The organism is Streptomyces lateritius (genome assembly GCF_014649715.1).
In the GTDB taxonomy this organism is placed as follows: Bacteria; Actinomycetota; Actinomycetes; order Streptomycetales; family Streptomycetaceae; genus Streptomyces; species Streptomyces lateritius.
In genome coordinates this window covers 371,632-396,213 of sequence record NZ_BMTO01000005.1, presented here as the reverse complement: position 1 = coordinate 396,213, position 24,582 = coordinate 371,632, and the positions used below count along the sequence as shown (strand labels likewise).

General features: G+C 71.8%; 24 protein-coding genes. 13 read left to right on the top strand and 11 right to left on the bottom strand.

Annotated features, from left to right (window positions below; all coding sequences use genetic code 11):
* Nucleotides 1–594 precede the first annotated feature (594 nt).
* The gene (locus IE136_RS12870; RefSeq protein WP_158984085.1) at nt 595–1,137 is read right to left on the bottom strand and encodes an SMI1/KNR4 family protein; all 543 of its coding nucleotides are present in this window, start codon (nt 1,135–1,137) and stop codon (nt 595–597) included.
* 134 nt (nt 1,138–1,271) lie between these two features.
* Nucleotides 1,272–2,912, bottom strand: a complete 1,641-nt coding sequence (locus IE136_RS12865) for an FG-GAP and VCBS repeat-containing protein (RefSeq protein WP_189600380.1) — start codon at nt 2,910–2,912, stop codon at nt 1,272–1,274.
* An 84-nt stretch (nt 2,913–2,996) separates the two neighbouring features.
* Between IE136_RS12865 and IE136_RS12860 the strand changes: the two genes are divergently transcribed.
* Nucleotides 2,997–4,106 (top strand): endonuclease/exonuclease/phosphatase family protein, encoded by a 1,110-nt coding sequence (locus IE136_RS12860; RefSeq protein WP_158984089.1) that lies wholly within the window; start codon nt 2,997–2,999, stop codon nt 4,104–4,106.
* A gap of 325 nt (nt 4,107–4,431) precedes the next feature.
* Here the strand turns inward: IE136_RS12860 and IE136_RS12855 are convergent, their stop codons facing one another.
* Nucleotides 4,432–4,587 carry a hypothetical protein gene (locus tag IE136_RS12855; protein WP_229818807.1) on the bottom strand — a complete coding sequence of 52 codons (156 nt, stop codon included), beginning with the start codon at nt 4,585–4,587 and terminating at the stop codon, nt 4,432–4,434.
* Nucleotides 4,588–4,775: 188 nt separating this feature from the next.
* Nucleotides 4,776–5,651: a LysR family transcriptional regulator gene (locus tag IE136_RS12850; RefSeq protein WP_189600379.1), complete on the bottom strand. Its 876-nt coding sequence runs from the start codon at nt 5,649–5,651 to the stop codon at nt 4,776–4,778.
* Between the two features lie 181 nt (nt 5,652–5,832).
* Here IE136_RS12850 and IE136_RS12845 point away from each other — a divergent pair, with 181 nt between their 5' ends.
* On the top strand, nt 5,833–6,822 hold the full coding sequence (locus IE136_RS12845) for an EamA family transporter (protein WP_189600378.1): 990 nt from the start codon (nt 5,833–5,835) through the stop codon (nt 6,820–6,822).
* A complete protein-coding gene (gene rox, locus IE136_RS12840) occupies nt 6,815–8,242 on the top strand; it encodes a rifampin monooxygenase (RefSeq protein WP_189600377.1) in 1,428 nt (475 codons plus the stop codon). The genes IE136_RS12845 and rox overlap by 8 nt, the downstream gene beginning before the upstream one ends.
* Nucleotides 8,243–8,340: 98 nt before the next feature.
* Here the strand turns inward: rox and IE136_RS12835 are convergent, their stop codons facing one another.
* Nucleotides 8,341–8,814, bottom strand: coding sequence for a carboxymuconolactone decarboxylase family protein (locus IE136_RS12835; protein ID WP_189600376.1), 474 nt, complete (start codon nt 8,812–8,814; stop codon nt 8,341–8,343).
* Between the two features lie 408 nt (nt 8,815–9,222).
* Here IE136_RS12835 and IE136_RS12830 point away from each other — a divergent pair, with 408 nt between their 5' ends.
* Complete coding sequence (locus IE136_RS12830; protein ID WP_189600375.1) at nt 9,223–10,140, top strand: LLM class flavin-dependent oxidoreductase; 918 nt, start codon at nt 9,223–9,225, stop codon at nt 10,138–10,140.
* A 93-nt stretch (nt 10,141–10,233) separates the two neighbouring features.
* On the opposite strand, the gene IE136_RS12825 is transcribed toward IE136_RS12830, so the two are convergent.
* Nucleotides 10,234–11,142 (bottom strand): UbiA family prenyltransferase, encoded by a 909-nt coding sequence (locus IE136_RS12825; RefSeq protein ID WP_189600374.1) that lies wholly within the window; start codon nt 11,140–11,142, stop codon nt 10,234–10,236.
* Nucleotides 11,143–11,220: 78 nt separating this feature from the next.
* Between IE136_RS12825 and IE136_RS12820 the strand changes: the two genes are divergently transcribed.
* The 4 genes from IE136_RS12820 (at nt 11,221) to IE136_RS12805 (ending at nt 14,923) form a co-directional block, all read left to right on the top strand.
* On the top strand, nt 11,221–12,333 hold the full coding sequence (locus tag IE136_RS12820) for a type III polyketide synthase (protein WP_158984103.1): 1,113 nt from the start codon (nt 11,221–11,223) through the stop codon (nt 12,331–12,333).
* Between the two features lie 17 nt (nt 12,334–12,350).
* Nucleotides 12,351–12,887, top strand: coding sequence for an isoprenylcysteine carboxyl methyltransferase family protein (locus IE136_RS12815; protein WP_158984105.1), 537 nt, complete (start codon nt 12,351–12,353; stop codon nt 12,885–12,887).
* Nucleotides 12,884–13,909 (top strand): NAD(P)/FAD-dependent oxidoreductase, encoded by a 1,026-nt coding sequence (locus tag IE136_RS12810; RefSeq protein WP_189600373.1) that lies wholly within the window; start codon nt 12,884–12,886, stop codon nt 13,907–13,909. The genes IE136_RS12815 and IE136_RS12810 overlap by 4 nt, the downstream gene beginning before the upstream one ends.
* A gap of 126 nt (nt 13,910–14,035) precedes the next feature.
* Nucleotides 14,036–14,923 (top strand): alpha/beta fold hydrolase, encoded by an 888-nt coding sequence (locus IE136_RS12805; protein WP_189600372.1) that lies wholly within the window; start codon nt 14,036–14,038, stop codon nt 14,921–14,923.
* 77 nt (nt 14,924–15,000) lie between these two features.
* On the opposite strand, the gene IE136_RS12800 is transcribed toward IE136_RS12805, so the two are convergent.
* Both IE136_RS12800 and IE136_RS12795 read right to left on the bottom strand, forming a co-directional pair.
* On the bottom strand, nt 15,001–15,504 hold the full coding sequence (locus IE136_RS12800; protein WP_158984109.1) for a metallophosphoesterase family protein: 504 nt from the start codon (nt 15,502–15,504) through the stop codon (nt 15,001–15,003).
* Between the two features lie 78 nt (nt 15,505–15,582).
* On the bottom strand, nt 15,583–16,548 hold the full coding sequence (locus tag IE136_RS12795; protein WP_189600371.1) for a helix-turn-helix domain-containing protein: 966 nt from the start codon (nt 16,546–16,548) through the stop codon (nt 15,583–15,585).
* 71 nt (nt 16,549–16,619) lie between these two features.
* On the opposite strand from IE136_RS12795, the gene IE136_RS12790 reads away from it, so the two are divergent.
* Complete coding sequence (locus IE136_RS12790; protein WP_189600370.1) at nt 16,620–17,753, top strand: saccharopine dehydrogenase family protein; 1,134 nt, start codon at nt 16,620–16,622, stop codon at nt 17,751–17,753.
* A 72-nt stretch (nt 17,754–17,825) separates the two neighbouring features.
* Here IE136_RS12790 and IE136_RS12785 read toward each other — a convergent pair whose 3' ends face one another.
* Entirely contained in the window at nt 17,826–18,935 is a 1,110-nt protein-coding gene (locus IE136_RS12785; protein ID WP_158984115.1) for a lactonase family protein, read from the bottom strand.
* Nucleotides 18,936–19,143: 208 nt separating this feature from the next.
* Between IE136_RS12785 and IE136_RS12780 the strand changes: the two genes are divergently transcribed.
* The 4 genes from IE136_RS12780 to IE136_RS12765 all read left to right on the top strand — a co-directional run bounded on the left by IE136_RS12780 (nt 19,144) and on the right by IE136_RS12765 (nt 22,823).
* Nucleotides 19,144–20,316, top strand: coding sequence for a polysaccharide pyruvyl transferase family protein (locus IE136_RS12780; RefSeq protein WP_158984117.1), 1,173 nt, complete (start codon nt 19,144–19,146; stop codon nt 20,314–20,316).
* 49 nt (nt 20,317–20,365) lie between these two features.
* A complete protein-coding gene (locus IE136_RS12775) occupies nt 20,366–21,775 on the top strand; it encodes an FAD-dependent oxidoreductase (protein ID WP_229818806.1) in 1,410 nt (469 codons plus the stop codon).
* Between the two features lie 293 nt (nt 21,776–22,068).
* A complete protein-coding gene (locus IE136_RS12770) occupies nt 22,069–22,566 on the top strand; it encodes a DUF2975 domain-containing protein (RefSeq protein ID WP_189600369.1) in 498 nt (165 codons plus the stop codon).
* Nucleotides 22,566–22,823, top strand: coding sequence for a helix-turn-helix domain-containing protein (locus IE136_RS12765; protein WP_189600368.1), 258 nt, complete (start codon nt 22,566–22,568; stop codon nt 22,821–22,823). The genes IE136_RS12770 and IE136_RS12765 overlap by 1 nt, the downstream gene beginning before the upstream one ends.
* Nucleotides 22,824–23,251: 428 nt before the next feature.
* Here the strand turns inward: IE136_RS12765 and IE136_RS12760 are convergent, their stop codons facing one another.
* Nucleotides 23,252–23,455: a cold-shock protein gene (locus IE136_RS12760; RefSeq protein WP_158984121.1), complete on the bottom strand. Its 204-nt coding sequence runs from the start codon at nt 23,453–23,455 to the stop codon at nt 23,252–23,254.
* Nucleotides 23,456–23,614: 159 nt separating this feature from the next.
* Nucleotides 23,615–24,565 carry a class A beta-lactamase gene (bla, locus tag IE136_RS12755; RefSeq protein ID WP_158984123.1) on the bottom strand — a complete coding sequence of 317 codons (951 nt, stop codon included), beginning with the start codon at nt 24,563–24,565 and terminating at the stop codon, nt 23,615–23,617.
* Between the last annotated feature and the right edge of the window lie 17 nt (nt 24,566–24,582).

Sequence of the window (24,582 nt, the reverse complement as noted above, 5' to 3'; positions counted from 1 at the left end):
AACCGCCCGCCGTTCCTGTGAGGTGGCGCCGACGTGTGGAGGCGACGCGATCAGGTGGGCTTCAGCGGAGTGATGCTTGTTCCTCCCGCATACAGCCTGGGCTCGAGTGACAACACGGTGAGCGGCTCACCCGCCTTGACCGCCTGCCAGGCGATCGCCGCCGCGTGACGGAGTCGACTGCTTTCGTGTGATCGGGCACGACCGGCGCATCCAGGGACCGGCCGTGCAAGGCAAGCCGGCAGTGGGTACCGGACCACCTCAGCCTCAGGACACTCAGCAAGCCAGGCGGCGACGGCGGCTGCCTCTAGACACGACCTTGCGCATCGCGTCCTCGTCGATGCCACCACGTGCGGAGCCGACGGTGCCGGGTCAGATATCGCACCGGCCGGCCGAAGTACCGTGCTGCGGCTGATGGACATGCCGAAGACGTCCGCCAGACGGGCGCCGACTCGGCCGGCCAAAGCGAGACCCACCTCGACCAATGCCGAACGCAGCCGCTCAAGCCACGAAGCATGACGGCAAGTCAGCGTGGGGACTCTTCACCGCAAGTCTGCGGATTCGGACCGTGAGCTTCGTCTCCGCAGGACGGAGCGTTCAGTCCCACCAGCCGTCACCGGTGTGCCAGCGACGCACCCACTCCTCGAAACCCCATGCGTGGTCACCAGGCACCGGGATGGCGCCGACGTCGGCGACCATCCAGACGTCACCGCGACGGGGGCCGGTGGTCAGCAGAAGCCAGAAGGACTGCCCGTCCTCGGAACCGAGAACGACAGAACCGTTCTTGAAAGCGGCATCGATCCGCGGGTCCTCGGGGTCGACGTCCTCGTCGTCTTCCCAGCACCAGGCTGACTGCAGAGGAAACGACTCCCCCGGCTGCCGCGAGCCGAGGTCGGGCCAGGCGTCAGGCAGCCAACCAAGTGGCTGGAGACCACCGTCGCCGGCGGGTCCAAGGCTCGACCCATTGCTGATCTCCGCGATGAAGGTCCTGTACGGCTCTGGAAGGACCACCCCGTTCTCCGCCTCCCACGCTGCGACAGCTTCGCGGCCGAGCGCCGGCTCGCGCCATTCCGGCGGGAACGCGGAGCGCAGGAAGTCGAGAGTGACTTCGGTCGGACGCGGTTCACGTGTAGCTGTCACACGAGCATGCTGGCAGAAAGGGCTGACAGCCGATCAGGGCCACCCCCAGTAGCTGTGCCGCCAAAGTTGTGTGAACCGAACAGAGCCAGCCGGTGAACGCCTGTTGTCCGTTCTCATGAACAGAGCCACCGGAGCTATGACACGAGCGGAGGCAGTCGGTCGAGCCAAGGGGAAGGCTCGACACCGTAGTTGTCGAGGACGGTCACGCCTCCGGCCAGACCCACGCCGCCCGGCCCGAAGGACGAGGGCGCGGAGGCCGTCGTGGAGCGGTAGGAGGTGAGCGTCGGCAGCCCGCCCGCCGGGATGCTCAGGCTCAGCTCGTACAAGGCCGATCCCACGGTGGACGTCTGGGCCACCGGGGCCGCGGACGCGTCCTCCCACGGAGCACCCACGATCAGTTCGGCGACGCCGTCGCCGGTGCTGTCCTGGATGGACAGGGCGTACCCGAAGCCCTCGCCGTTCTTGCCCGTCCCACCGAGGGTCTCCTCAGTGAAGGTCGTCCTCGGCCGGACTGTGAGCCCGGCCGTGTCGCCGAGGTACAGCGTGACACTGCCGTTGCCGCGCGCCCCGCGCAGGGCTCCCACAGCCAGCTCGTCCGTCCCGTCACCGTCGATGTCACCCGCCGCGAGGGCGCCGCCCCAGTACGCGTCGGCATAGGGCGTCTCGCTGGTGAGGTGCGTGAGGGCGGTGGCGGAGACCTCGGAAGAGCCGCCCGAGGCGACCACGACCGCGCCCGAGAACGGTGCGGCGCCCTTCTCCTGGTCGGCGAAGAAGGCGAGCCCGGCGTAGGTGGAGCCCTGGAAGTGGCCGGCGGTCACGGTGCGCAGATGTCCCGTGGTGCCGGTGTGATTCACGTTGATCACGGTCGGTGCGACGGAGTCGAGGCCGGTGGCCTGGCCCTTGAGGACCATGGCCGCACCCCAGGCCCCGTCCACACCCGTCAGGTACTCGCCCGAGGCGAGTACAGCGAGGTCGTCGCGACCGTCGCCACGCAGGTTCGCGGCGGCGAGCGAGGCTCCGAAGTGGTCGAAGGGCTCGGCGGCGCCCGCGACCGTTCCGTCGAAGGACTGGGCGCCGGCGGCAGTGAGGCCGTTCGCGCCGCCGTAGAGGACGGTGACGCGCCCCGCCTCGAAGGAGGTGCCGACCGCCTCACCGGGCGCGCCGATCGCCAGGTCGTCGAAGGAATCGCCGTTGAAGTCACCCGTGGCGAGACTCGTACCGAAAAGGTCACCCATCTCGTTGTCACCGGGCACGTCGACGGTGCCCTGCTCGATGAAGGTGAGCGCCCCCGGCTTGCCGGCCTCCACGTACGGGGCCGCACTCTGCCCGTACTGGACGGTCACGGCACCGGCGTCGAGAAACCCGCCGACCTCTTCGTGCGCGTTCCCCAGGGCGACATCCGCGCGACCGTCCTTGTCGAAGTCACCCGTGGCGACCACTTGGCCGAACGTGTCCTCCTGCTCCGAACTCCCGGCGATGCTCGCGCTGTCCTGATTGAGGAGCGCGGCGGCCGGACGGCTCCCGGTCGGACCACCGGGGAGCACGTACACCGAACCACCCAGATCGGCGGGACCCCGCAGGGGGTCGCGCCAGCGGGTCAGCCGCGCCGACGAGGACGTGACGATGTCGGCCCATCCGTCGCCGTTCAGATCGGGTCCGCGCGTCTCGGCGGTCGCCGCCGCCGCGGAGGAGACCGGCACCGACAGCATGGACGACATCGCCGACCACGCGAGCAGAGCCGCGATCCACGGCGTACGACGCCGAGTGAGCCTCAACTGCCCCCACCCCTTCACCATTCGTTCATGCGTTCGCCGCGCAGCCTATACTCCCGAGCGGTATCAAGGATCAAGGGAGGGCGTGTGAAGCGACACCAACTCGGCGCGGCCGCGGCGGTCGTCGCCGTTGCGGCACTGGCGTACATCGGCGTGATCAGACCGGGTTCCGACAGCGCCGAGCGATCTCCGCAACCCACGGTCGGCGCCACCACCGCCACTGTCCGGGTGATGACGTGGAACATCTGCGGCGAAGCGGGTGACTGCTACGCCCAGACGAATCCCGCCGGGCAGGCAAAGGCCGTCGCCGACCTGGCCAGAACCAAGAGCCTCGACGCCGTCTTCCTCCAGGAGATCTGCGGCGAGGAGTACAAGAACGACAAGAGCTACGACGCCAATAAGTCCGAGGACGCGGACAGCCTGCTCACGCATGTCGAGCAGCAGCTGGACGCGCTGGGAGCGGACTGGAACCTCGCGTTCCTCCCCTACGACCGTCTCGCCCAGGACAGGTGGGGGGCCTCGATCACGGTGAAGCCCTCGGTGACCCGGGAATACCCGGTACGCAAGCACAACAACGCACCCGCGACCTCGAACTTCCGCTGCCGCGGCTCGCTGATACCAGGCGTCCAGGGAATGGCCATCGCCGTCAAGGGGACCTTCGGCGACCCCTACGAGTACGAGCTCCCGTCCCCGCAGGCCGGCATCTCGCTGAAGGCTCTCTGCGTCCGGCGGACGTCGCACACGCCGGTCCGCTTCTGCACCACACATCTGACGCCGCCCGGAGAAGACCTGGACGCGCGCGCCGGGTTCTCCTACCGCGTCGCGCAGATCCAGCGCCTCACGGAGATCACCGGCACCGGCACCGACACCGTCTTCGGAGGTGACCTCAACAATCGGCCTCCGGGGGACAGCGCGGCGGGGAGCGAGGCGTCCAATCTCGTGCCTCTGTACACCACGTACAGGGAGTGCCAGCAGCTCGGCACGACCGCGCGCAAGGGCTCGCCGACGAAGTGGAGTCGATCCGAGCAGACGAACCCTGCGGGCGGCCCGTCGACCTGGGTGTACAAGCGCGAGTCGCAGCAGTACGACTACCTGTTCGCGAAGAACTCCTTCGCTTCCTGCGAGGTCGTTACCTCGACCCAGGAGTGGTCCGATCACCTGCCGGTCGTCGGCACCGTGTCCGTGACCACTTCCTGAGCATCCCGCCAGGCAGCGGGCTCGCCGCCGTGGCGCTGGGCCGTCGGGGTCAGCCCGGCGGGGCTGTCGCAGGATCAGGGTCTGCTCCCCGCAGTCGCGGGATCGGTCCCTGGTGCACCGTCGTGAGCACGTGGGTGTCCGACGACTCCCTGCACCCGTGCGGGCGGGTGCAGTGGGGTTTGCCTGCCGGGTATCCGGAGCCGGCTGCGGGCGGCAAGACGCGGCGTGTCGTGACCCGTCCACGGTGCGGGACATCTTGAGCGGGGAGATGTACGAGGCCGTGTGATTCCTTCGCGGCTCCCCGCCAGGCGGAGACGGTGCGCGTTCACTGCCCGGCTCGGGAGGCGCGGCGGATGGTAGCGTCGATGAGGGCGAGCGCGTCCCCAGCGGTACTGCCGGGGGCGCGGTTCCGGGGGCCGATGAGGCCGGTCCGGCCCTGGGTGCGCAGTTCGGTGAGGAGTCGGGCGCCGACGCGGTTCATGCTGTCGGTGGATCCGTAGCCGAGGCGGCGGGCGGTGAGGGGGCTCCTGAAGCCCCGCGACAGCGGGGAGGCCGCAGCGGTCGACGCGGACTGACTGTCCAGCGGTCCGACCTGACGCGACCCGAGTGGTGCGGGGACAGAACGGCCGGAGGGTCCGGCGCTTCGGTGTCGGCGGCGGCGCCGACCCATCACGTTGCCGGGACGTCGAGCAGGGCGAGGAAGGCGGTCGCCGCGGGCGTGCGGCCGGTCCGGCTCCAGATGACGTACTCGACGCGGGCCGGCGCGTCGGTGACCTCGATCGTGGTGACGCCGCTGAGTTGACGTACGTAGGCGGAGGGGAGCATGGCGATGCCGAGGCCCTGGCCGACGAGTCGCGCCAGGAAGTCCGCGTTGGTCACTTCGAAGGCGACGTCTCGGCTGAGTCCCGCGGCGGAGAAGGCCTGGTCGGACTGGACGCGTCCGGCTGTCCCGGCCGGAAGGTCCACGAACACCTCGGAAGAGAGTCTGTGAAGGTCGACCGCCGCTTCTCCGGCGAGCGGATGGTCCGGCGCGACCACGGCGACGAGACGGTCATGGGCGAGTTCGTGGGCGGCGACACCGTGCGGGCGTGACGTGGTCGGCAGCCCCAGGAAAGCCAGTTCGACGGCTCCTTCCCTGACCTGTTCGACGAGTTCCTCGCTCGCGCCGACCCGCAGGCCGATGCGCACGTTCGGATACGCGCGGCGGAAGTCGCGCAGCGCACTCGGGATGTCGACGGCGGCGACGGTGGGGATCAGGCCGACGCTGAGCCGTCCGCGTACCTCGCCGACAGCCGCGGCGACCTCGGCGGCCGCGCGCTCGGCGGCGTCAAGACACTGACGGGCGGCGGGGAGGAACGCCGCACCTGCCGGTGTCAGTCGCACCCGGCGGCTGGTGCGCTCGAAGAGTCGTGCGCCCAATTCCCTTTCCAGACGGGCGATCTGGTGGCTGAGGGCGGACTGGACGACCATGCACCGTTCGGCGGCCCGGGTGAAGCTGTTCGTCTCGGCGACGGCGAGGACGTAGCGCATCTGCTGGAGCTCCATGGATCCATCTTCGATTCAGATCGATGGGGTGACAAACATGTGTTGGACTCATCGATCGCCGTCGACCGAGACTTCGAGCATGACAAGTCCAGCGGTACAGAGGGTTCCCACCGGAGGCGTCGGCGGTGGCAGGGGCAACGGCAGCGGTGGTGTTTCGCGTGGGAGGCTGCCGCTTACGCTCATGACGGCGATCGCTCCCGTCTCCTGGGGCACGTTCTATGTGGTGACCACCGAACTGCTCCCGCCGGGCCATCCCGTGTTCGCGGGGCTCCTGCGGGCATTACCCGCCGGTCTGGTCGCGCTCGCGATCGCCCGGACGCTGCCGAGCGGAGGGTGGTGGGCGAAGGCCGCGACGCTCGGCGTGCTGAACATCGGGCTGCTCTTCCCGCTGCTGTCCGTCGCGGCCGAACGCCTCCCAGGAGGCGTCGCCGCCACCCTGGCGGCGGCCCAGCCGCTCGTCGTCGCCGTCCTGGCGGTGTCGGTGCTGCGCGAGCGCCTCTCCGCATGGCGCCTCGTCTGGGGCCTGACAGGCATGGTCGGTGTCGGCCTGGTGGTGATCGGGCCGCACGCGCGACTCGACCTCGTCGGGATCGGGGCGGGGCTCGGCAGCGCGGCCACGATGGCGCTCGGGGTGACACTCACCAAGCGCTGGGGGCGTCCCGCCGGGGCGAGTGCCACCGCTTTCGCCGGGTGGCAGCTCACGGCCGGGGGCCTGTTCCTGCTGCCCGTCGCCTTCCTCGTCGAGGGGGCGCCTCCGGCGATCGACCTCCCCGCCGCCCTCGGCTACCTCTGGCTCGGCCTGGTCGGCGGCCTGATCGCCTTCGTCCTGTGGTTCCGCGGCATCACCGCACTGCCCGTCACGTCGGTCGCGGTTCTCGTCCTGCTCTCGCCGCTGGTCGCCGCGGTTCTCGGCGCCGTGCTGCTCGGCCAGACGCTCGGACCGGTCCAACTCGTGGGGTTCGGTCTCTCGCTCGCCGCGATCGTCGCGGGACAGCTTCCCGCCCCCTCACGCGCGACGAGGAAGCCGGCAAAAGAGAAAGGCAAGGAGGTCACCGGCTCCTTGCCACTCTCAACTTATAGCGCACCCGGGGGCTTGCGGCAAGGCCCCGGGGGTGGCGCAGAATCAGCGCTCGAAGCCAGAACCTGCGGAAATGGGCGTGTTGATGATTGATGTGATCGTTGCCGGCGGCGGACCGACCGGGCTGATGCTGGCCGCCGAGCTACGGCTGGCCGGTGTGCGCGTGGTCGTGCTGGAGAAGCTGACCGAGCCGACCGAGCAGTCCCGCGGGCAGGGCCTGCACGCCCGCAGCGTCGAGATGATGGACCAGCGCGGGCTGCTGGACCGGTTCCTCGCGGTCAGCGAGAAGTTCCAGGTCGGCGGTCTCTTCGGCGGGATCGCCAAGCCGTGGCCGGACCGGCTGGACACCGCGCACCCGTACGGCCTCGCCACCCCGCAGCCGGTGACCGAGCGGCTGCTCAACGAGCGTGCCCTCGAACTCGGCACCGAGATCCGGCGCGGCTGCGAAGTGGTCGGGCTGAGCCAGGACGCGGACGGCGTGACCGTCGAGCTGGCGGAGGGCACGTGCCTGCGGTCGCGCTACCTCGTCGGGTGCGACGGCGGTCGCAGTGTGGTGCGCAAGCTGCTGGGCGTCGGCTTCCCCGGCGAGCCCGCCAAGGTCGAGACGCTGCTGGGCGACATGGAGGTGACCGAGTCGGCGGAGGAGATCGCCGCCGCCGTCGCGGAAGTCCGCAAGACCCAACTGCGGTTCGGTGCCCAGCGCAACCCGGACGGGTCGTACCGCATCGTCGTGCCCGCCGACGGCGTGGCCGAAAACCGTACGACCGCGCCGACCCTCGAGGAGTTCAAGCGGCAGCTGCGGGTCTTCGCGGGCACCGACTTCGGTGTCCACGCGCCGCGCTGGCTCTCCCGCTTCGGTGACGCCACGCGGCAGGCCGAGCGCTACCGGGTCGGCCGGGTGCTGCTGGCCGGTGACGCGGCGCACATCCACCCGCCGACCGGCGGGCAGGGACTCAACCTCGGCATCCAGGACGCCTTCAACCTCGGCTGGAAACTGGCCGCCGAGGTCAACGGCTGGGCGCCGGAAGGGTTGTTGGACAGCTACCACGCCGAGCGGCACCCGGTGGGGGCCCGCGTGCTGGACAACACCCGCGCGCAGATCACGCTCCTCGGGACCGATCCGGGTGCGACCGCGCTGCGGGAGCTGTTCTCGAGGCTGATGGACTTCGAGGAGGTCAACCGGTATGTGACCGAGATGATCACCGCGGTCGGGGTCCGTTACGACTTCGGCGAGGGCCACGAACTGCTCGGCGGCCGGATGCGGGACGTGAAGCTGAAGCAGGGTCGCCTCTACGAGCGGATGCACGGCGGCCGCGGGCTTCTGCTCGACCAGACCGGCCGGCTCTCGGTGGAGGGGTGGGCGGACCGGGTCGACCACGTCGTGGACGTCAGCGAGGAACTGGACGCGCCCGCCGTGCTGCTGCGGCCGGACGGCCATGTGGCCTGGGTCGGTGACGATCAGCAGGACCTGCTCGGCCGGCTGCCGCAGTGGTTCGGCGTTGCCACCGGCTGAGTTCGTCACCGTACGCACGGAGGGACGCCCCGGGCCCCCGAAAGGGGTGCCCGGGGCGTGTGCGGTTCCGGTGAGGTGTCCCGGCGAGGTGCTCCGGGTTACGCGAACTGGCCGGGCTGGTAGTCGCCGGCGGGCTGCTGGACGATGACGTTCCCGCGGTTGAAGGCGTTGATGAGGGCGATGGTGCACACGAGAGCGGCGAGCTGCTCCTCGTCGTAGTGCTTGGCGGCGTTCTCCCACGCCTCGTCGGTGACGCCGCCGGCCGCGTCGGCGATGCGGGTGCCCTGTTCGGTCAGCTCCAGGGCGGCGCGCTCGGCGTCGGTGAAGACCGTGGCCTCGCGCCACGCCGCGACGAGGTTGAGGCGCACCGAGGACTCCCCCGCGTGCGCGGCGTCCTTGGTGTGCATGTCGGTGCAGAAACCGCAGCCGTTGATCTGGCTGGCACGCAACTTCACGAGTTCCTGCGTCGCGAGCGGCAGGGTCGAGTCCGCGAGCACGCGCCCGGCGGCGACGATGTGCTTGGCGAACTTGGCGGCGACGGGGCTGGCGTGGAGGTTCAACCGAGCTTCCATGGTGGGCTCCTGTGTCGTTGTCGATGCTTCCACCCCTTGGACGGAACGGCCCTCACCCGTCGTGACATGAACGAATGTGACCTGCGTCTCCCCTCGCGGCCTGGTACGTGCCGTCGCGTACGCCGGGGGGAAAGCCTCCTTGGGCGCTCCCGCCCCAGCGCTCTTCCGCCTGCTCGGCCCGGGCGGGGGCGCATCTGGGCCGTGGCCGTGTCCACGCCCTCCGGGGACAGCACGCCCTGCAGGGGACTGAGCATCTCCCGTAGTGCGTCGGGTCGTTGCTCCGGCGGGCTCCGGAGAATGTCGTGCAGGGCCGACGCCGTGTCATGTACAACGATCTTCATGACCCGGGACCGTAAGACCTGCCGTTACGGGTGGGGCGAGCCGTCCCTTCGCGGAAGGAATGAGGCCATGTCAGCTGACCGTACGTCCTCACGGCGCCGCATAGGCGTGATGTTCGACAGGGAGCGCAGGCCCGAGGAGCTCGCCGGGTTCGCGAAGGCGGTGGAGGCGTGCGGTGCGGACGACCTCTGGGTGGTGGAGGACCTCGCGTGGGCGGGATCGATCGCCTCCGCGGCGCTCGCCCTGGCCGCGACCGAGCGGGTGCGCGTGGGTATCGGGATCGCGCCTGCCCCGCTGCGGAATCCGGCCCTGCTCGCCATGGAACTGGCCATGCTGGCACGGGTGTTCCCGGGGCGGCTCATCGCGGGGATCGGGCACGGGGCGCCGCCCTGGATGGCGCAGGTGGGGGCCGAGACCCCTCACAAGCTCGCGCTGCTCGAGGAGACGATCGAGGCCGTGCGCAACTTGCTGCACGGCCGCACCACGCACGTGGACGGCCGGATCGTCCGAATCGACGGTGTACGGCTGGTCCATCCGCCGGTCGAGGCCCCGCCGGTCGTCGCCGGTGTCGTACGTCCCCGGTCGCTGGAGCTGTCGGGGCGGGCCGCCGACGGGACCGTCGTCGCGGAGGGGCACGGGCCGCGAGCCGTCACCGCCGCGCTGGAGCACATCGGCAGGGGCCGGGCGGCGGCCACGGAGCCGCGCCCGCACGAGCTGGTCGTCCTCACCCACCTGTGCGTCGGCGACGACGCGACGAGGGTCGCGGCGGCGACCGCCCCGATCGTCGAGGAGTACGCGAACTGGCTTCAGGTTCCGCCGGGCGAGGTCTTCCTCGCCGCCGGCTCCGCCGGCACGGCGGCCGACCGGGTGCGCGGACTCTGGGACGCGGGCGCGGACACCGTCGTGCTGCGCCCGGTGGGAGACCGTCCGGTCGAGCAGGTACGGGAGGTCCTCGCGTACCTGGAGGACAGCGGCCGGAACGGCTGACCCACGGGCGGCGACGGGCCGGGGCGCCCGGGCCGCGGGGCCGGGGCCGCGGGGCCGGGGCCGCAGGGCCGGGGCGCCCCTCGGCGTCGACGCTCAGAGGTGTCCCGGGGCGAGCGCGCGGCCGGCCAGCACCAGCAGGACGGCGTCCACTCCGGCCATGGCCAGGACGACCACGAAGGGCAGGCGCCCGCGGGCGAGGGCGGCCGGCCCGGCGACCGCCAGCAGGCACAGGGCGAGCGTCGCCGCGAGCAGCACCCCGCCTCCCACGGTCACGGGTCCCGTCGGCCCCACGGTCAGCACCGCACAGGAGGCGAAGGCCAGGAGCGCGGCCGCCGCGATCGATCGGTGCCGCCCCAGTCGCTGCGGCAGTCCGAGCACACCGCTCGCGAGGTCCCCCTCGATGTCCGGCAGGACGTTGGCGAAGTGGGCGCCGGTGGCCAGCAGGGCCGCCGCCGCGGACAACCAGAGGGGCGGCCACGGGTTGCCGGGGAGAGCGAGCGTCAGAAAGGCCGGAAGCAGGCCGAAGGCGACGGCGTACGGCAGCCAGGAGGCGATCGTGTGTTTGAGCCAGAGGTTGTAGGACCAGGCGGCGGCGACGCAGCCGAGGTGGACGCCGCCGGCCAGGACCCCGCAGGCCAGTGACAGGGGGACGCAGGCGAGCAGGGCCGCGCACGCGGCCGTACCGACCGTCGCGGGCCGTACCGTGCCGGCGGCCAGCGGCTTGTCGCGGCGTCCGGCCGCCCGGTCACGCCCGACGTCGAGCCGGTCGTTGCACCAGCCGATCGACAACTGGCCGACGGCGACCGCCGCCACCGCCTTGGCGCCGGCGCCGGGGCCCAGCCCGACGGCGGCCGCCAGCAGCGCGGTGAGGACCGTGACAGCGGCCGCCGGCAACGGGTGACTCGCCTTCAGCAGCGAGACAAAGACCGGCGGTTCCGCTGCCGGGAACCCGGCCGGGGGCGCCGGGTGCGCGTGGGGGCCTTCATCGGTGGTGGCGGGCATCGCACCACGCTAGGCGACGGCGCGCCCGTGGGGGCCCGGTTCAGGGCCCCGGCGTCCCGCTGTCCCTATGTTGGAGCAATGACTCGCGTCCTTGCGGTGAGCACGGCTTTCCCACCGCACCGCTACATGCAGCAAGAGATCACCGAAGCCCTCGTCTCCTGCCTGGCGCCCGGGGCCGACAGCGGTCTCCTGCGCCGGATGCACGCGGCGGCCCAGGTGGAGACCCGTCATCTCGTCCTGCCCCTCGACCGCTATCGCGGGCTGGGCGCCTTCGGCGAGACCAACCGTCTCTTCGTCGAACTGGCCGTCGCCCTGGGCACCGAAGCGGTCGAGCGGGCTCTCGAGGAGGCGGGGGTACGGGCGGAGGAGGTCGACCTGGTCGTCTCGACGACCGTGACGGGCATCGCGGCCCCGTCGCTGGAGGCCCGACTGGCCGCGCGGGTCGGCCTGCGGCCCGACGTCAAACGCCTGCCGCTGTTCGGACTCGGCTGCGCCGCCGGAGCGGCCGGCCTCGCGCGCGTCCACGACTACCTCTCGGGCCGGCCCGGCCGTACCGCGCTGCTCCTCTCCACCGAGCTGTGCTCGCTCACCCTGCAGCGCGCGGACACCTCACCGGCGAACCTGGTGGCGGGCAGCCTGTTCGGGGACGGAGCCGCCGCCCTGGTGGCCGTCGGCGCCGCCCCCGACGCTTCCCCGTCACCCGTCCCGACCACCTCGCCCGGGAGCGGCTCCGCCGCATCACGCGGGACCGGCGGCCACGGGCCGACGGTGGTGGCCACGCGCAGCCGCCTGTACCCCGGGACCGAGGACCTGTTGGGCTGGGACGTCGGCGACTGGGGGTTCCGGATGGTGCTCGGCCGGGAGCTCCCCGAGCTGGTCAGGCTGCATGTGACCGAGGAGGTCGAGTCGTTCCTCGCCGGACACGACCTGAAGCCGCGGGACGTCACGGCGTGGATCTGCCACCCGGGCGGCCCGAGGATTCTCGACACGCTCGCCGAGGAGCTCGGCCTGCCGGACTCCGCCCTCGCCCCCAGCCGCCGGGCCCTGGCGGCGGCGGGAAACCTCTCCTCCGCCTCGGTGCTGCAGATCCTGCGCGACACGCGGACCGAAGCACCGCCGCCGGGAACGATCGGTCTGATGCTCGCCTTCGGGCCCGGTTTCTCGTCCGAACTCGTCCTGCTGGCCTGGTGAACGGGATGAGTGGAGTGATGACGCCGTACGCCGTCCTGGTCCTGCTGGTGATCGCCGAGCGGTTCGCGGAGCTGGCCGTGGCCCGCCGCAACGGCGCGTGGAGCCGAGCTCGGGGCGGCCTCGAACACGGCGGCGGGCACTATCCGACGATGGTGGCCCTCCATGCCGCGCTCCTGCTCGGCTGCCTCGTGGAGCCGTGGGCGGCCGACCGTCCCTTCCTGCCCCTGCTCGGCTGGCCGGCGCTGGTCCTCACGCTCGCCGCCCAGGGGTTGCGCTGGTGGTGCATCAGCACCCTCGGCCCCCGGTGGCACACCCGCGTCCTGATCGTGCCCGGCCTTCCGTTGGTCACCTCCGGGCCCTACCGGTACCTGCGCCACCCCAACTACGTGGCCGTCGTCGTCGAGGGCCTGGCCCTTCCCCTGGTCCATACCGCCTGGGTGACCGCCCTGGGTTTCTCGCTCCTCAACGCCGCGCTGCTGACCGTACGTATCCGCTGCGAGAACGACGCGCTGGCACCGGCACGCTCCCTCTCCTCCCCCGGCGCGGCCCCGTGATCGATCTCCTCGTCGTCGGCGGTGGACCCGCGGGTCTGGCCACGGCGATCCACGCGGCGCGGGCCGGTCTCGACGTCGTGGTCGCCGAACCACGGCCCGCGCCGGTCGACAAAGCCTGCGGAGAGGGACTGATGCCCGGCGCGGTGAGCGCCTTGCGCGACCTCGACGTGGACGTGGCAGGGCTGCCTCTTCGAGGCATCCGCTACCTGGACTCCTTCGGCGCCCGGCAGGCCGAGGCACTCTTCCGCGAGGGGTACGGCCTCGGTGCGCGCCGCACCCTGCTGCACGAGGCGCTCACCGCCCGGGCCGCCCAGCTCGGGGTTGAGGTCGTCCCGCGCCGTGTTCTCCAGGTGCGCCAGTACGACACGCACGTCACCGCGGACGGGACGGCCGCCCGCTACCTCGTCGCGGCCGACGGACTGCACTCGCCCATCCGGCGCGCGCTCGGCCTGACCGTGCGGCAGGCCGGCCGGCGGCAGCCGCGGTACGGATTGCGCCGGCACTACGCGGTCGAGCCGTGGAGCGACCTGGTGGAGGTGCACTGGTCGGCCGACTGCGAGGCGTACGTCACCCCGTTGGGCCCACGTCAGGTCGGCGTCGCCGTCCTCACGTCCCGGCAGGCCCCTTACGACGCTCAGCTGGCCCGCTTCCCCCTTCTGGCCTCCCGCCTCCGTACGGCGGAGGGCACCCCGGTCCGGGGCGCCGGGCCGCTGCGCCAGCAGGCCCGGTCCCGGGTGTCCGGCCGCGTTCTGCTCGTGGGCGACGCCGCGGGATACGTCGACGCGCTGACGGGTGAGGGCCTCACCCTCGCGCTGACGGCGGCGGCCGAACTGGTGCGCTGCGTCCGCGAGGGCCGCCCGCAGGCGTACGAACGCGCGTGGTGCCGCCTGTCCCGCAGCTACCGTCTGCTGACGAGATCCCTGCTGTGGGCCCGTAACCAGCCCCCGCTCGCACCCCTGATCCCCCCGGCCGCGGCCCGGTTCCCCGGCCTCTTCCAACACGCCGTGAATCTGCTCGCCTGACCGGACGTACGGCAGCCTCCCCGGCGCCTGGGCAGGCGACTTTACCGAAGCCACGATGAGCGATGAGTTTCGGTGGTGCGGGCGGTCCACCTCGACGACAACGACGCGACGACCGAGGAGCCGGCGATGACCGAGACCCAGGTGGAGACCCGCACACTGGCCGCGACCGGGGCCACCCTTCGCTACGACATCCGCAGCAGCCCGACCGACGGAGAGACCTCCGAGGACGTCCTTTTCCTGATCGGTTCGCCCATGGACGCCGGCGGGTTCGCCACCCTGGCCTCTCACTTCACGGACCGGACCGTCGTCACCTACGACCCTCGGGGGGTGGGCCGCAGCCCCCGGACCGACGGTTCGGCCGAGACGACGCCCGAGGAGCACGCCGACGACCTGCGGCGCGTGATCGAGGCGCTCGGTGCCCGAGCGGTGGACGTGTTCGCGAGCAGCGGTGGTGCTGTCAACGCGCTCGCTCTGGTGGAGCGGCACGGCGGCCTGGTGCGCACCCTCGTCGCGCACGAGCCGCCGTCGGCTCAGGTGCTCCCCGACCGCGAAGCGGCGCTGGAGGTGTGTGCGGACATCCACGCGACCTACCTTCGCGACGGGATGGGGCCGGCGATGGCGAAGTTCATCGCGGTGACGAGCCGGAAGGGACCCTTCCCGGCGACCTGGGCGAACGAGCCTGTGCCGTCGCCTTCCGACTTCGGCCTGCCGACCGAGGACGACGGCTCGCGCGACGACCCGCTGCTGGGGCAGAACATGCGTGGCTGCACCGGCTATCGGCCCGACTTCGCCGCCCTGCGTGCGGCGTCGACGCGCATCGTCATCGCGGCCGGCCGGGAGTCCGAGGGCGAGTTCGCCGCCCGCGCCGCGTCCGAGATCGCCGCCACGCTCGGCACCGGACTCGCGGTGTTCCCCAGTCACCACGGCGGTTTCCTGGGGGGCGAGTTCGGCCGGCACGGCGCCCCGGAGGAGTTCGCGAAGGCTCTGCGCCACGTACTGGACACCGACGGCTGACGCATGGCGCGGTACCGGGGCCACCGAGGTCGAGGGGGCCGGTGACCTGACCGGTCCCCTCACCCCGTCGGCCCTGGTCAGCGTCTCGGCGGAAGCTTGTGCAACGTCACGTCGTGAAGGGCCCCGTCCGAGACGTTCAGGGTGAGGAACGTGCAGAAGGGCTGACGTCTGCGGTCCGTGGGAGAGCCGGGGTTGAGCAGCCTGAGGCCGCCGGGCGCGACGGAATCCCACGGAATGTGGCTGTGGCCGAAGACCAGGACGTCCAGGTCCGGGAAGCGATCGGCGCACCGCCGCTCGCGTCCGCCGGCCGCTCCGGTCTCATGCACGACGCCGAACCGCAGCCCGGCCAGCTCCGCGCGCGCGACTTCGGGGAGCCGCCGGCGCAGGGGCGGGCCGTCGTTGTTGCCGAAGACGCCGATCAGCCGGCGGGTCCTGGACTGGAACAGGTCGAGCGTCGCCTCGTCGGTCCAGTCCCCCGCGTGGATCACGACATCGGCTTCGTCGATGCCCGCCAGTAGTGCGCCGGGCAGACTCGTGGCCCGGGCGGGCACATGCGTGTCGGAGGTCAGCAGCAGCCGCATGCGCCTCAGCGTATGCCGCGCCTCCGGCGACGTCGGCCAGGGCCGTCAGGAGTGTCGGGGACCGTCAGGACTCGGCCGTCAGGACTCGGCCGTCTGGACGGGGCGCGCGCTGCGGAACGTACGCCGGTAGGCGTCCGGCGGGACGCCGAGCGTGCGGTGGAAGTGACGGCGCAATGTGGCCGCCGTCCCCATGCCGGTGGCTGTCGCGATCGCGTCGATGCCGTCGTCGGTGGTCTCCAGGAGTTCCTGGGCCCGTTGCATCCGCTGGGTCGCGAGCCAGCGCAGCGGAGTGGTGCCGGTGACGGCGTGGAAGTGGCGCGCCAGGTTGCGCGAGCTCATGTTCGCCCGGCGGGCCAGGTCCTCCACCGTCAACGGCCGGTCGAGCCGCGCCAACGCCCAGCTGAACAGCGCGTCGAGGGAGTTGCCGCGAGGCTCCGGTACGGGGGTGGTCACGAACTGGGCTTGGCCGCCCGCCCGGTGGGGCGGTACGACGAGGCGGCGGGCGATCGCGTTGGCGACCGCCGAACCGTGGTCGAGCCGGACCAGATGGAGGCACAGGTCCATCGCCGCCGCCTTGCCTGCGGAGGTCAGGACGCTGCCGTCGTCGACGTAGAGGACGTCGGGGTCGACCCGCACCCGGGGGTGCCGGGCGGCCAGCGCCTCGGCGTGCCACCAGTGCGTCGTGGCCCGTCGTCCGTCCAGCAGGCCCGCGGCGGCCAGCACGAACGCTCCCGTGCAGAGCGAGGCCACGCGCGCCCCCGCCTCGTGCGCGGCGCGCACGGCCTCGACCAGGTCGGCGGGCGGTTCCTCGTCGGGATCGGCGCAGGCCGGAACGATCACGGTGTCCGCGTGGACGATCCCGTCGAGCCCCTGGTCGGGTTCGAGCCGGAACCGGTCGCCGACCCGTACGGCGGCCGGGCCGCACACGATGAAGTCGTACCAGGGGTCGGCGAGGTAGGACCGGTCGACGCCGAAGACCTCGAAGGCCGCCCCGAGTTCGAAGTGGGGGACGCCTTCGGTGACGGCCAGTGCGACGCTGATCATGTCCGAAAGTGTACGAGCCATGGCACTGCCGCCACTCACGGCCGCACACCTCGCGCCGACAGGATGGCGGCATGAACGAAACATCGTCGCGAAAGGGTCCGGCGCGTACGGACCGTGAGGTCGTGGTCTACGGCGCCTACGGGCACACCGGGCGCTTCGTGGTGGCGGAGTTGCTGGACCGGGGGTGGACACCGGTCCTCTCGGGCCGCGACGCCGACAGGCTCCGGACGCTCTCCAAGGAACACCACGGACTCGACGTACGGCCGGCGACGATCGACGACCCCGCATCGCTCGACCGCGCGCTGTCCGGTGCGGCGGCGGTCGTCAACTGTGCCGGCCCGTTCGCCTCGACGGCCGCTCCGGTGATCGAGGCGGCGCTGCGCGCCCGGATCCCGTACGTGGACGTGGCCGCGGAGCTGGAGGCCATCGCGGACACGTTCGCCCGCTTCACCGACCGCGCCCGCGAGGCGGGGACCGTGATCGTGCCCGCGATGGCGTTCTACGGCGGCCTGAGCGATCTTCTGGTCGCCGCGGCCGTGGGCGACCTGCCGGAGGTGAACGAGGTGCTCGTGGCCTACGCGCTGAGCAGCTGGCACCCGACGGCCGGCACACGGGCGGCGGGCCGGGTCTCGCGGGAGCGCCGGGACGGCCGCCGTCGGCTCTACACGAACGGGCGCCTGGAGTTCCTCACCGGGGAACAGCCCCTGTCCCGCTGGCCGTTCCCCGAGCCGGTCGGCGAGCGGGCCGTGATCGGGGAGTTCACGATGGCGGAGAGCGTGACCGTACCGCGTCATGTGCGCACGGACGAGATCCGGACGTTCATGACCGCCGACGCGGTCGGCGACCTGGTGTCCGCGGACACGCCGCCCCCGGCGGCCGTCGACGAGCGCGGACGCTCCGACCAGACCTTCCTGGTCGAGGTCGTCGTACGCTCCGGCGACCAGGAGCGGCGTGCCGTGGCCCGCGGCCGGGACATCTACGCGATCAGCGCTCCCCTGGCCGTGGAGGCGGTGTCCCGCATCCTCGACGGCCGGATCGGCGACGGACGGGGCGGGAACGAACAGAGCGGGAACGGCCGGGTCGCCGGAGCCGCGTTCGTGGGAGCCGCGTCGGCGGGCGAGCTCTTCGACGCGTCGGCCTTCCTCACCTCACTCAGCGACGGCGCGGGGGGTCTGCCCGGAGACTTCAGCTGGTCGCTGAGCTGACGGGCCGCGCGGCCGCTCGTGCGGCGGCGCCCCGTTCCATGGGGTTCCGCCGCAGGTCGTCCCGTATGCCGTTCAGGAGAAGACCAGGCAGGCGGCGGCCGGTGCCGGCAGCGCGCCGGCGGGTCGCAGCCGGCCGGTCTGCGGGTCGATGTCGAACCAGGTGATGTCCCCCGACCACTCGTTGACGACGTACAGACGGCGCCCCGTGGGGTCGGTCACGAGATCGCGCGGCCAGCTGCCACCGCAGGACACCCCGTCCGTGAGCTGTGGCTTGGCTGCGCCGTCGGCCAGGGAGTAGGTGAGGATCGTGTCGCTGCCCCGTACCGCGGCCCAGAGGAAGCGCCCGCCGGGCGCGACGCGGACGACCGAGGGGTAGACCCGTACGTCCTCCGGCACACCGTCGGTGTCGATCGCGACCTCCGCGAGCGGTACGAGGTGTCCGGTGGCCGGATCCCAGTGGCAGACGGTCATCTGGGGTTCGAGCTCGTGCAGGACGTAGACCGTCTCGCCGTCCGGGTGGAAGGCGAGATGACGCGGCCCGGATCCGGCGCGCAGCACGATCTCGGCGTGGCTCCCCAGCTCGCCGGTGGCCGGGTCCGGCGCGCAGACCCGTAGCGAATCGGTCCCGAGGTCCACGCTGACCACCCACCGGCCGCTGGGATCGGGCAGCACCTGGTGGGCGTGCGGCCCTTCCTGCCTCTCGGCGTCAGGGCCGGAGCCCCGGTGCGCGAAGACGCTCGCGGGCGCCCCCGAAAGGCTGCCGTCGTCCGCCAGCGGGAGGCTGCTGACGCTGCCCGAGCCGTAGTTCGCGGTGAGCAGCCGGTTCCCGGCCAGGCTCACGTACGCGGGTCCGGAGGCGCCCACCTCGACGAGCGGACCGAGAGCCGTCAGGCTCCCCTCGGCGCCGGTCCGGAAGGCGGCGGCCGCGCCCTGTTCCGTGTCGCTCACCGCGTAGAGCACGCCGGTGTCCCGGCCGAGGGCGAGGCACGAGGGGTTCACGAAGGGATCGACGGTGGTGTGCGGCGTCAGCGCCCCCGTCGTCGGATCCACGGCCGCGACGGTGATGCCGCGGCCGCCGCCCGACGTGAACGAACCGATGTAGGCCCACCGGCCGCCGCGCCCGCCGTGCCTGTTCTGCTGGTCGTGCTGGTCGGTGCGATTGTCGCGCTGCGTGTCACTCACAGGATGTCCTCACTCTCCGACTGGGATCCGGTGCGGTGATCAACGACCGCCCGGGCACCGTGGTCACCGCGGCCGCCGGCGGGCTCCGGCACGGCGGGCCGGGACTTCCCCCTTGAGAGGCGTAAAGGCCCCGTATGGGGTGAACTGGTGGAGAGGCGCGCGAATGGTGCGGGCACGGTGAGGCGTGGGAAGGGCCAGGGGGTCGATCATGGGCGACCGAAGCGACGTGACCGTCGGCGTGCTGGGCTCGTACGGCGGCTGCAATGTGGGCGACGAGGCGATCCTCACCGCCATGCTGGACAGCCTCAGGCTCGGGCGTCCCGACGTCCGCGTGCTGCTGTTCTCACGCAACCCCGCCTACAGCCGCCAGGCGCATCCGGACGTCGAGGTGGTCGGCTGGGAAGGTGTGTGCAGGGACCGGATCTCCGAGCATCTGCGCCGGCTGAACGCGCTCGTGCTCGGCGGTGGCGGGATCCTCTACAACACCGAGGCACGTCGCTACCTGCGGCTGGTCCGGACCGCGCAGGATCTCGGGGTCCCCGTCTTCGTCTATGCCGTCGGCGCCGGCCCCCTCACCGACGAGGCCGACTGCGCCTGGATCCGTACGACGCTCTCCGACGCGGCCGAGGTGACGGTCCGTGACGAGGAGTCTCAGCTGGTCCTGGAGGAGGCCGGTCTTGCCCGGCCCGTCTCCGTCACCGCCGACCCGGCGCTGCTGCTCGAACCCGGGGACACCGGCGTCGAGCTGCTCCGCGCCGAAGGAGTCCCGGCTGGAGTGCGCCTCGTGGGAATGAGCGTGCGTGAGCCCGGCCGCGCGGCCGAGCATCTCGACGAGGAGGGCTACCATCACCTCCTCGCGAATGTGGGCGACTTCCTCGCCCACCGGCTGGACGCCCATGTCGTCTTCGTCCCGATGGAACGCGACGACATCCGGCACGCGCACGCGGTGGTGTCACACATGATCAACGCCGATCGGAGCCACGTGCTGCACGGCGCGTACCGCCCGCAGCAGGTGCTCGACATCGTGAAGCAGCTCGACCTGGCCATCGGCATGAGGCTGCACTTCCTGATCTTCGCCGCGCTCGCCGGGATCCCTCTGCTGCCACTGCCGTACGCCGGAAAGGTCTTCGACTTCGCCCAGCAGATCGGTGCCCCTGCCCTGCGCGGGGTGGTCAGGGAGGCCACGGGCCCCCTCCTGGCCGAAGTGGACCGGCTGTGGGACGAGCGGCCCACCCGGGTGGCTCGCATCGCCACGCGTACGGCGTCGATGAAGCTGCGCGCGGCCGAGACCGCCGATCGGCTGCTCACCTTCCTCGACTACACCGCTCCGCGTCCGCTCGACCACAGCACCGCGCCGGCGTCGGTGTCCGGAACCGGCTGACCACATGAGCCGCGCGCGCCGCACGAGCCCCTGACTCCACGGAGGAACCGTGACCTATCTGATGCCGCCTCGTGTGCCTCACAACGTGGAGTTGCCCCCGCGTCAGGCACTGCACGCCGGCACCGCGCAGGTCCTGGTGATCGGTGGCGGACCGGCCGGGATCGGGGCGGCGTTGGGGGCCGCGAGCGCAGGTGCCCAGGTGGTGCTGGTCGAGCGGTACGGATTCCTCGGCGGCAACGCCACCGCGGCGCTGGTGATGCCGCTGATGAGTTTCCACAACGAGGTCAAGCAGGCCGCGGCCGGCGATGCGGCACGACTGCTGCCACCCGACCACGGGGAGGGCGAACCGGTCGTCGCCGGGGTGCTGTGGGTGTTGCTGGAGCAGCTCGTACGGGCGCGAGCGGCGATCCGGCCTTCGCTCGAGACCGGCTACACGGTGCCCTTCGACGCGGAGCTGTTCAAGCTGGTGCTCTACGACCTGCTGGAGACCCACGAGGTCCGCACGCTGCTGCACGCGTTCGCCTCCGACGTCCAGATGCTTCCCGACCGGGCGCGGGCGGTGTTCGAGACCAAGTCGGGACCGGTCGTCATCGACGCGGACGTGATCGTCGACTGCACCGGGGACGGTGACGTCGCCGCGGCGGCCGGGGCCGCGTACGACCTCGGCCGGCCGGAGGACGGCTGGACCCAGCCCATGACGCTGATGTTCCGCATGGTCGGCTTCGACCACGACCGGTTCGCCGCCTACGCGCGCGCCCACCCGGACCAGTGGAAGGGTGTGCACGGGCTGTGGGACCTGGTCCGCGCCGCCACCGATGCCGGGGAACTGGACCTGCCTCGTGAGGACATCCTCTTCTTCGCCACTCCGAACACCGGCGAGATCGCGGTCAACTCCACGCGCGTGACGGAGGTGCTGGGCACCAGTGTCTGGGATCTCACCCGCGCCGAGTTCGCCGCGCACCGTCAGATGGCGCAGATCGCCCGTTTCCTGCGGGAGCGCGTGCCGGGCTTCGCCGAGTCGTACGTCGTCCAGAGCGGCGTCCAGGTCGGCGTCCGCGAGACGCGCCGGATCGTGGGCGAGTACCAGCTGACGGGCGAGGACGTGCTGACCGCCCGTAAGTTCGACGACGCCGTGGCCCGGGGCGCGTACCCGGTGGACATCCACAACCCGAGCGGCCGGGGCACCACGCTGAGGCGACTGCCCCAGGGCGAGTCGTACGACATCCCGCTGCGCTGTCTCTTCCCGCGCGGCGTGGACCGGGTGGTGGTCGCGGGCCGCTGCATCTCCGGCGACCACGTGGCCCACTCCTCGTACCGGGTCATGCCGATCTCGATGGCCACGGGGCAGGCGGCGGGCGTCTGCGCGGCTCTCGCGGCGGCCCAGGGGAAGCTCCCCCAGGACATCCCGGCGAGCGCTGTTCAGCGGGAGCTCCGTTCGCAGGGAGCCAGCCTCCTCTGACGCCACGCCCGACTGCGGCCCGCGCGACTCCCAGAACCGGCGCGGCGTCCGTAGACCCCTGCCTCCGGCCACCTGCCTGATCCGCAGGGGGTCGGGGGTGCTCCGCTCGCCCTGCACGCCCATGCCGGTGTCCGCCAGGACCGTGCTGAAGGGGGCGGCCACGGTGGGCCGACGCATGTTTCGTCGCACAGCGAGGGAGCTGGGCCGTGGAAGGTCGAAGCGGCGGACTACCCACTTGCTACACCTATCGAATCTCGATAGATTTCCATCGCAGGTCGATCGAAGGAGAGACGATGGGGAAAGTGACGGTGCTTGCACTGCGTGCCGTGCTCGTGGTGCTGCTCGCCGGTTCGGTGTTCGTGCAGACGGTGATGGTGGCACTCCTCGCCAACGACTTGGAGGATCTCGACGGGGACCTCGCACATCTGCGCACCCCGATCCTCGTGATCACGGTCCTGGGCCTCCTGACCGTCCAGGTCACCCTCGTGTCCGTGTGGCGGCTGGTGACGATGGTGCGCCGCGGAACCGTGTTCTCACACGGCGCGTTCCGGTACGTGCACATCGTGATCGGCGCGATGGTGGCGGCCGCCCTCCTGCTCTTCACGCTCGGGGTCCTCCTGGCGCCGGGAGAAGCCGTCCCGCCCGGCATCATCCTGTTGATGGGCGGGGGTGTCCTCGCCATCCTGGGGGTCGCGCTCATCGTGCTGGTCCTGCGGATGCTGCTGGCCCAGGCCGTCGCGCGCGATGTCGAGGCGGCGCAGATGAAGGCCGAACTGGACGAGGTGATCTGATGCCGATCGCGGTCGACATCGACGTGATGCTGGCCAGGCGGAAGATGTCCGTGGGCGAGCTCGCGGAACGCGTCGGGATCACGCCCGCGAACCTGGCGGTGCTCAAGAACGGTCGCGCCAAGGCGGTGCGCTTCGCGACCCTCGCCGCGCTCTGCGAGGCGCTCGAATGCCAGCCGGGAGACCTGCTGCGCTGGGAACCGGAGAACGCGGCGGAGCCCGACGACGCCCTGGACGCCGTGGACGCCGTGGACGGGTGAGGACGCGTCCGCCGACCACGCCCACGGCCCGAGGGGGTTCACCGGCTCGCGGCCCGGACCCGATGGCGGCCACGCGCGCCCACACGGGCGGCCGGGGGACGTCATCGGGATCGCCCTCGGCCCACGACCGACTCCGCCGTGCCGGGAAAACAGACCGGCCCCCGCTCCGGCACGGGGCCGCGTCGCCGGCCGGCGTGTCCGACCGTCGGTCAGGACCACGATGCCGTCCGGGCCGGGCCGCGCCCGGAGCGCCCTGGCGAAGTCACTTCGGAGGTCCGGCCGGCTTCGCGAACCGGCCGCCGTCCGCAACGGGTGCCGGTTCGTCCCTGGCTGGGAGGGGACGGGTTCGCGTCACCCCCTGCAGGGGCCGCACACGCCGACGGCGCCCGCATCGCGCGGGCGCCGCCCCGACGAGAGTGTGGCCGGGCTCAGCCGCGGATGATGTTCTCGGCCTGGGGGCCCTTCTGACCCTGGGTGATGTCGAAGGTCACCGTCTCGCCCTCCGTCAGCTCCCGGTACCCGTTGCCGGAGATGTTGGAGTAGTGGGCGAAGACGTCCGGGCCGCCTCCGTCCTGGGCGATGAATCCGAAGCCCTTTTCGGAGTTGAACCACTTCACTGTGCCTCTGGCCATGCTTGTCCCTCTGTATCCATCCAACCGAACAGCCCAGGGTCGAGCTGTCGTGGCGCCCTCCTCGAGCGCCCGCTGCAGTCTTTCCCGGGTGCCCCCAGATCTACACTCCCTCGTCCGATCTTGTCCGGAGTCCGTGTGGTGCGGAGGCGTCTGCTGCCGCTACGACAGGGTGGCGACGGCGACGGACGCAGCCCGCGCGATCAGTCTGTCGTCGTGCTCGGCGCCCGCCTCGGCGCGGCGGGACATGATCGCCATGACGATGGGCGCGCGTCCGGGGGGCCACACCACGGCGATGTCGTTGCGGGCTCCGTAGCCGCTGCCGGTTCCCGTCTTGTCGCCGACGGCCCAACCCTTGGGGATCCCGGCCCTGATGGTCTCGTCGCCCGTGGTGTTGGTCCGCAGCCAGTGCGTCAGCCGGGCGCGCTCCGGCGGGCCGAGGACGTCTCCGAGGACGAACGCGCGCAGATCGCCGGCGAGTGCCCTCGGTGTGGTTGTGTCCGGTGCGGAGCCGGGGGTCCATCGGCTCAGCTCGGGCTCGCGGCGCTCCATATGGGTGACGTCGTCGCCCAGTTCCTCGAGGACGGCGTCCAGACCCTTGGGCCCGCCCAGCTGATCGAGGAGAAGGTTGGCGGCGGTGTTGTCGCTGTAGCGGACGGCGGCGTCGCACAGGGCGTCGAGAGTCATCCCGGTCTTCACGTGCTTCTCGGTCACGGGCGAATGGGCGACCAGGTCCTTCGTCGAGTACGTGACCACTCGTCCCATCCCACCGAGGGAGTACGTGCGCAGGACGGCGCCGGCGGCCAAGGCCTTGAACGTGGACGCGTAGGGGAACCGCTCGCCGTCGTGGTACGCCACCTCGCGCCCGGTGCCGGTGTCGACGGCGTAGACGCCCAACCGCGCGTCGAACGTGCGCTCAAGCTCGGCGAACTCGCCGGCGAACGGCTTCGGCGACGCATGGGGCCGCGTCGCCGAAGAAGGCGAGGAGGTGGAAGGCACCGGCGGCGCCGACGCGGGTGGGGAGGCGGACCGGCCGCAGGCCACGACGGGAAGGAGGGCGAGCGTGGCGAGGGCGCCCAGCAGGGTGCGCCGGGCGGCACGGGTGTGGTGCATCGTGAGGTCCTCCGGGA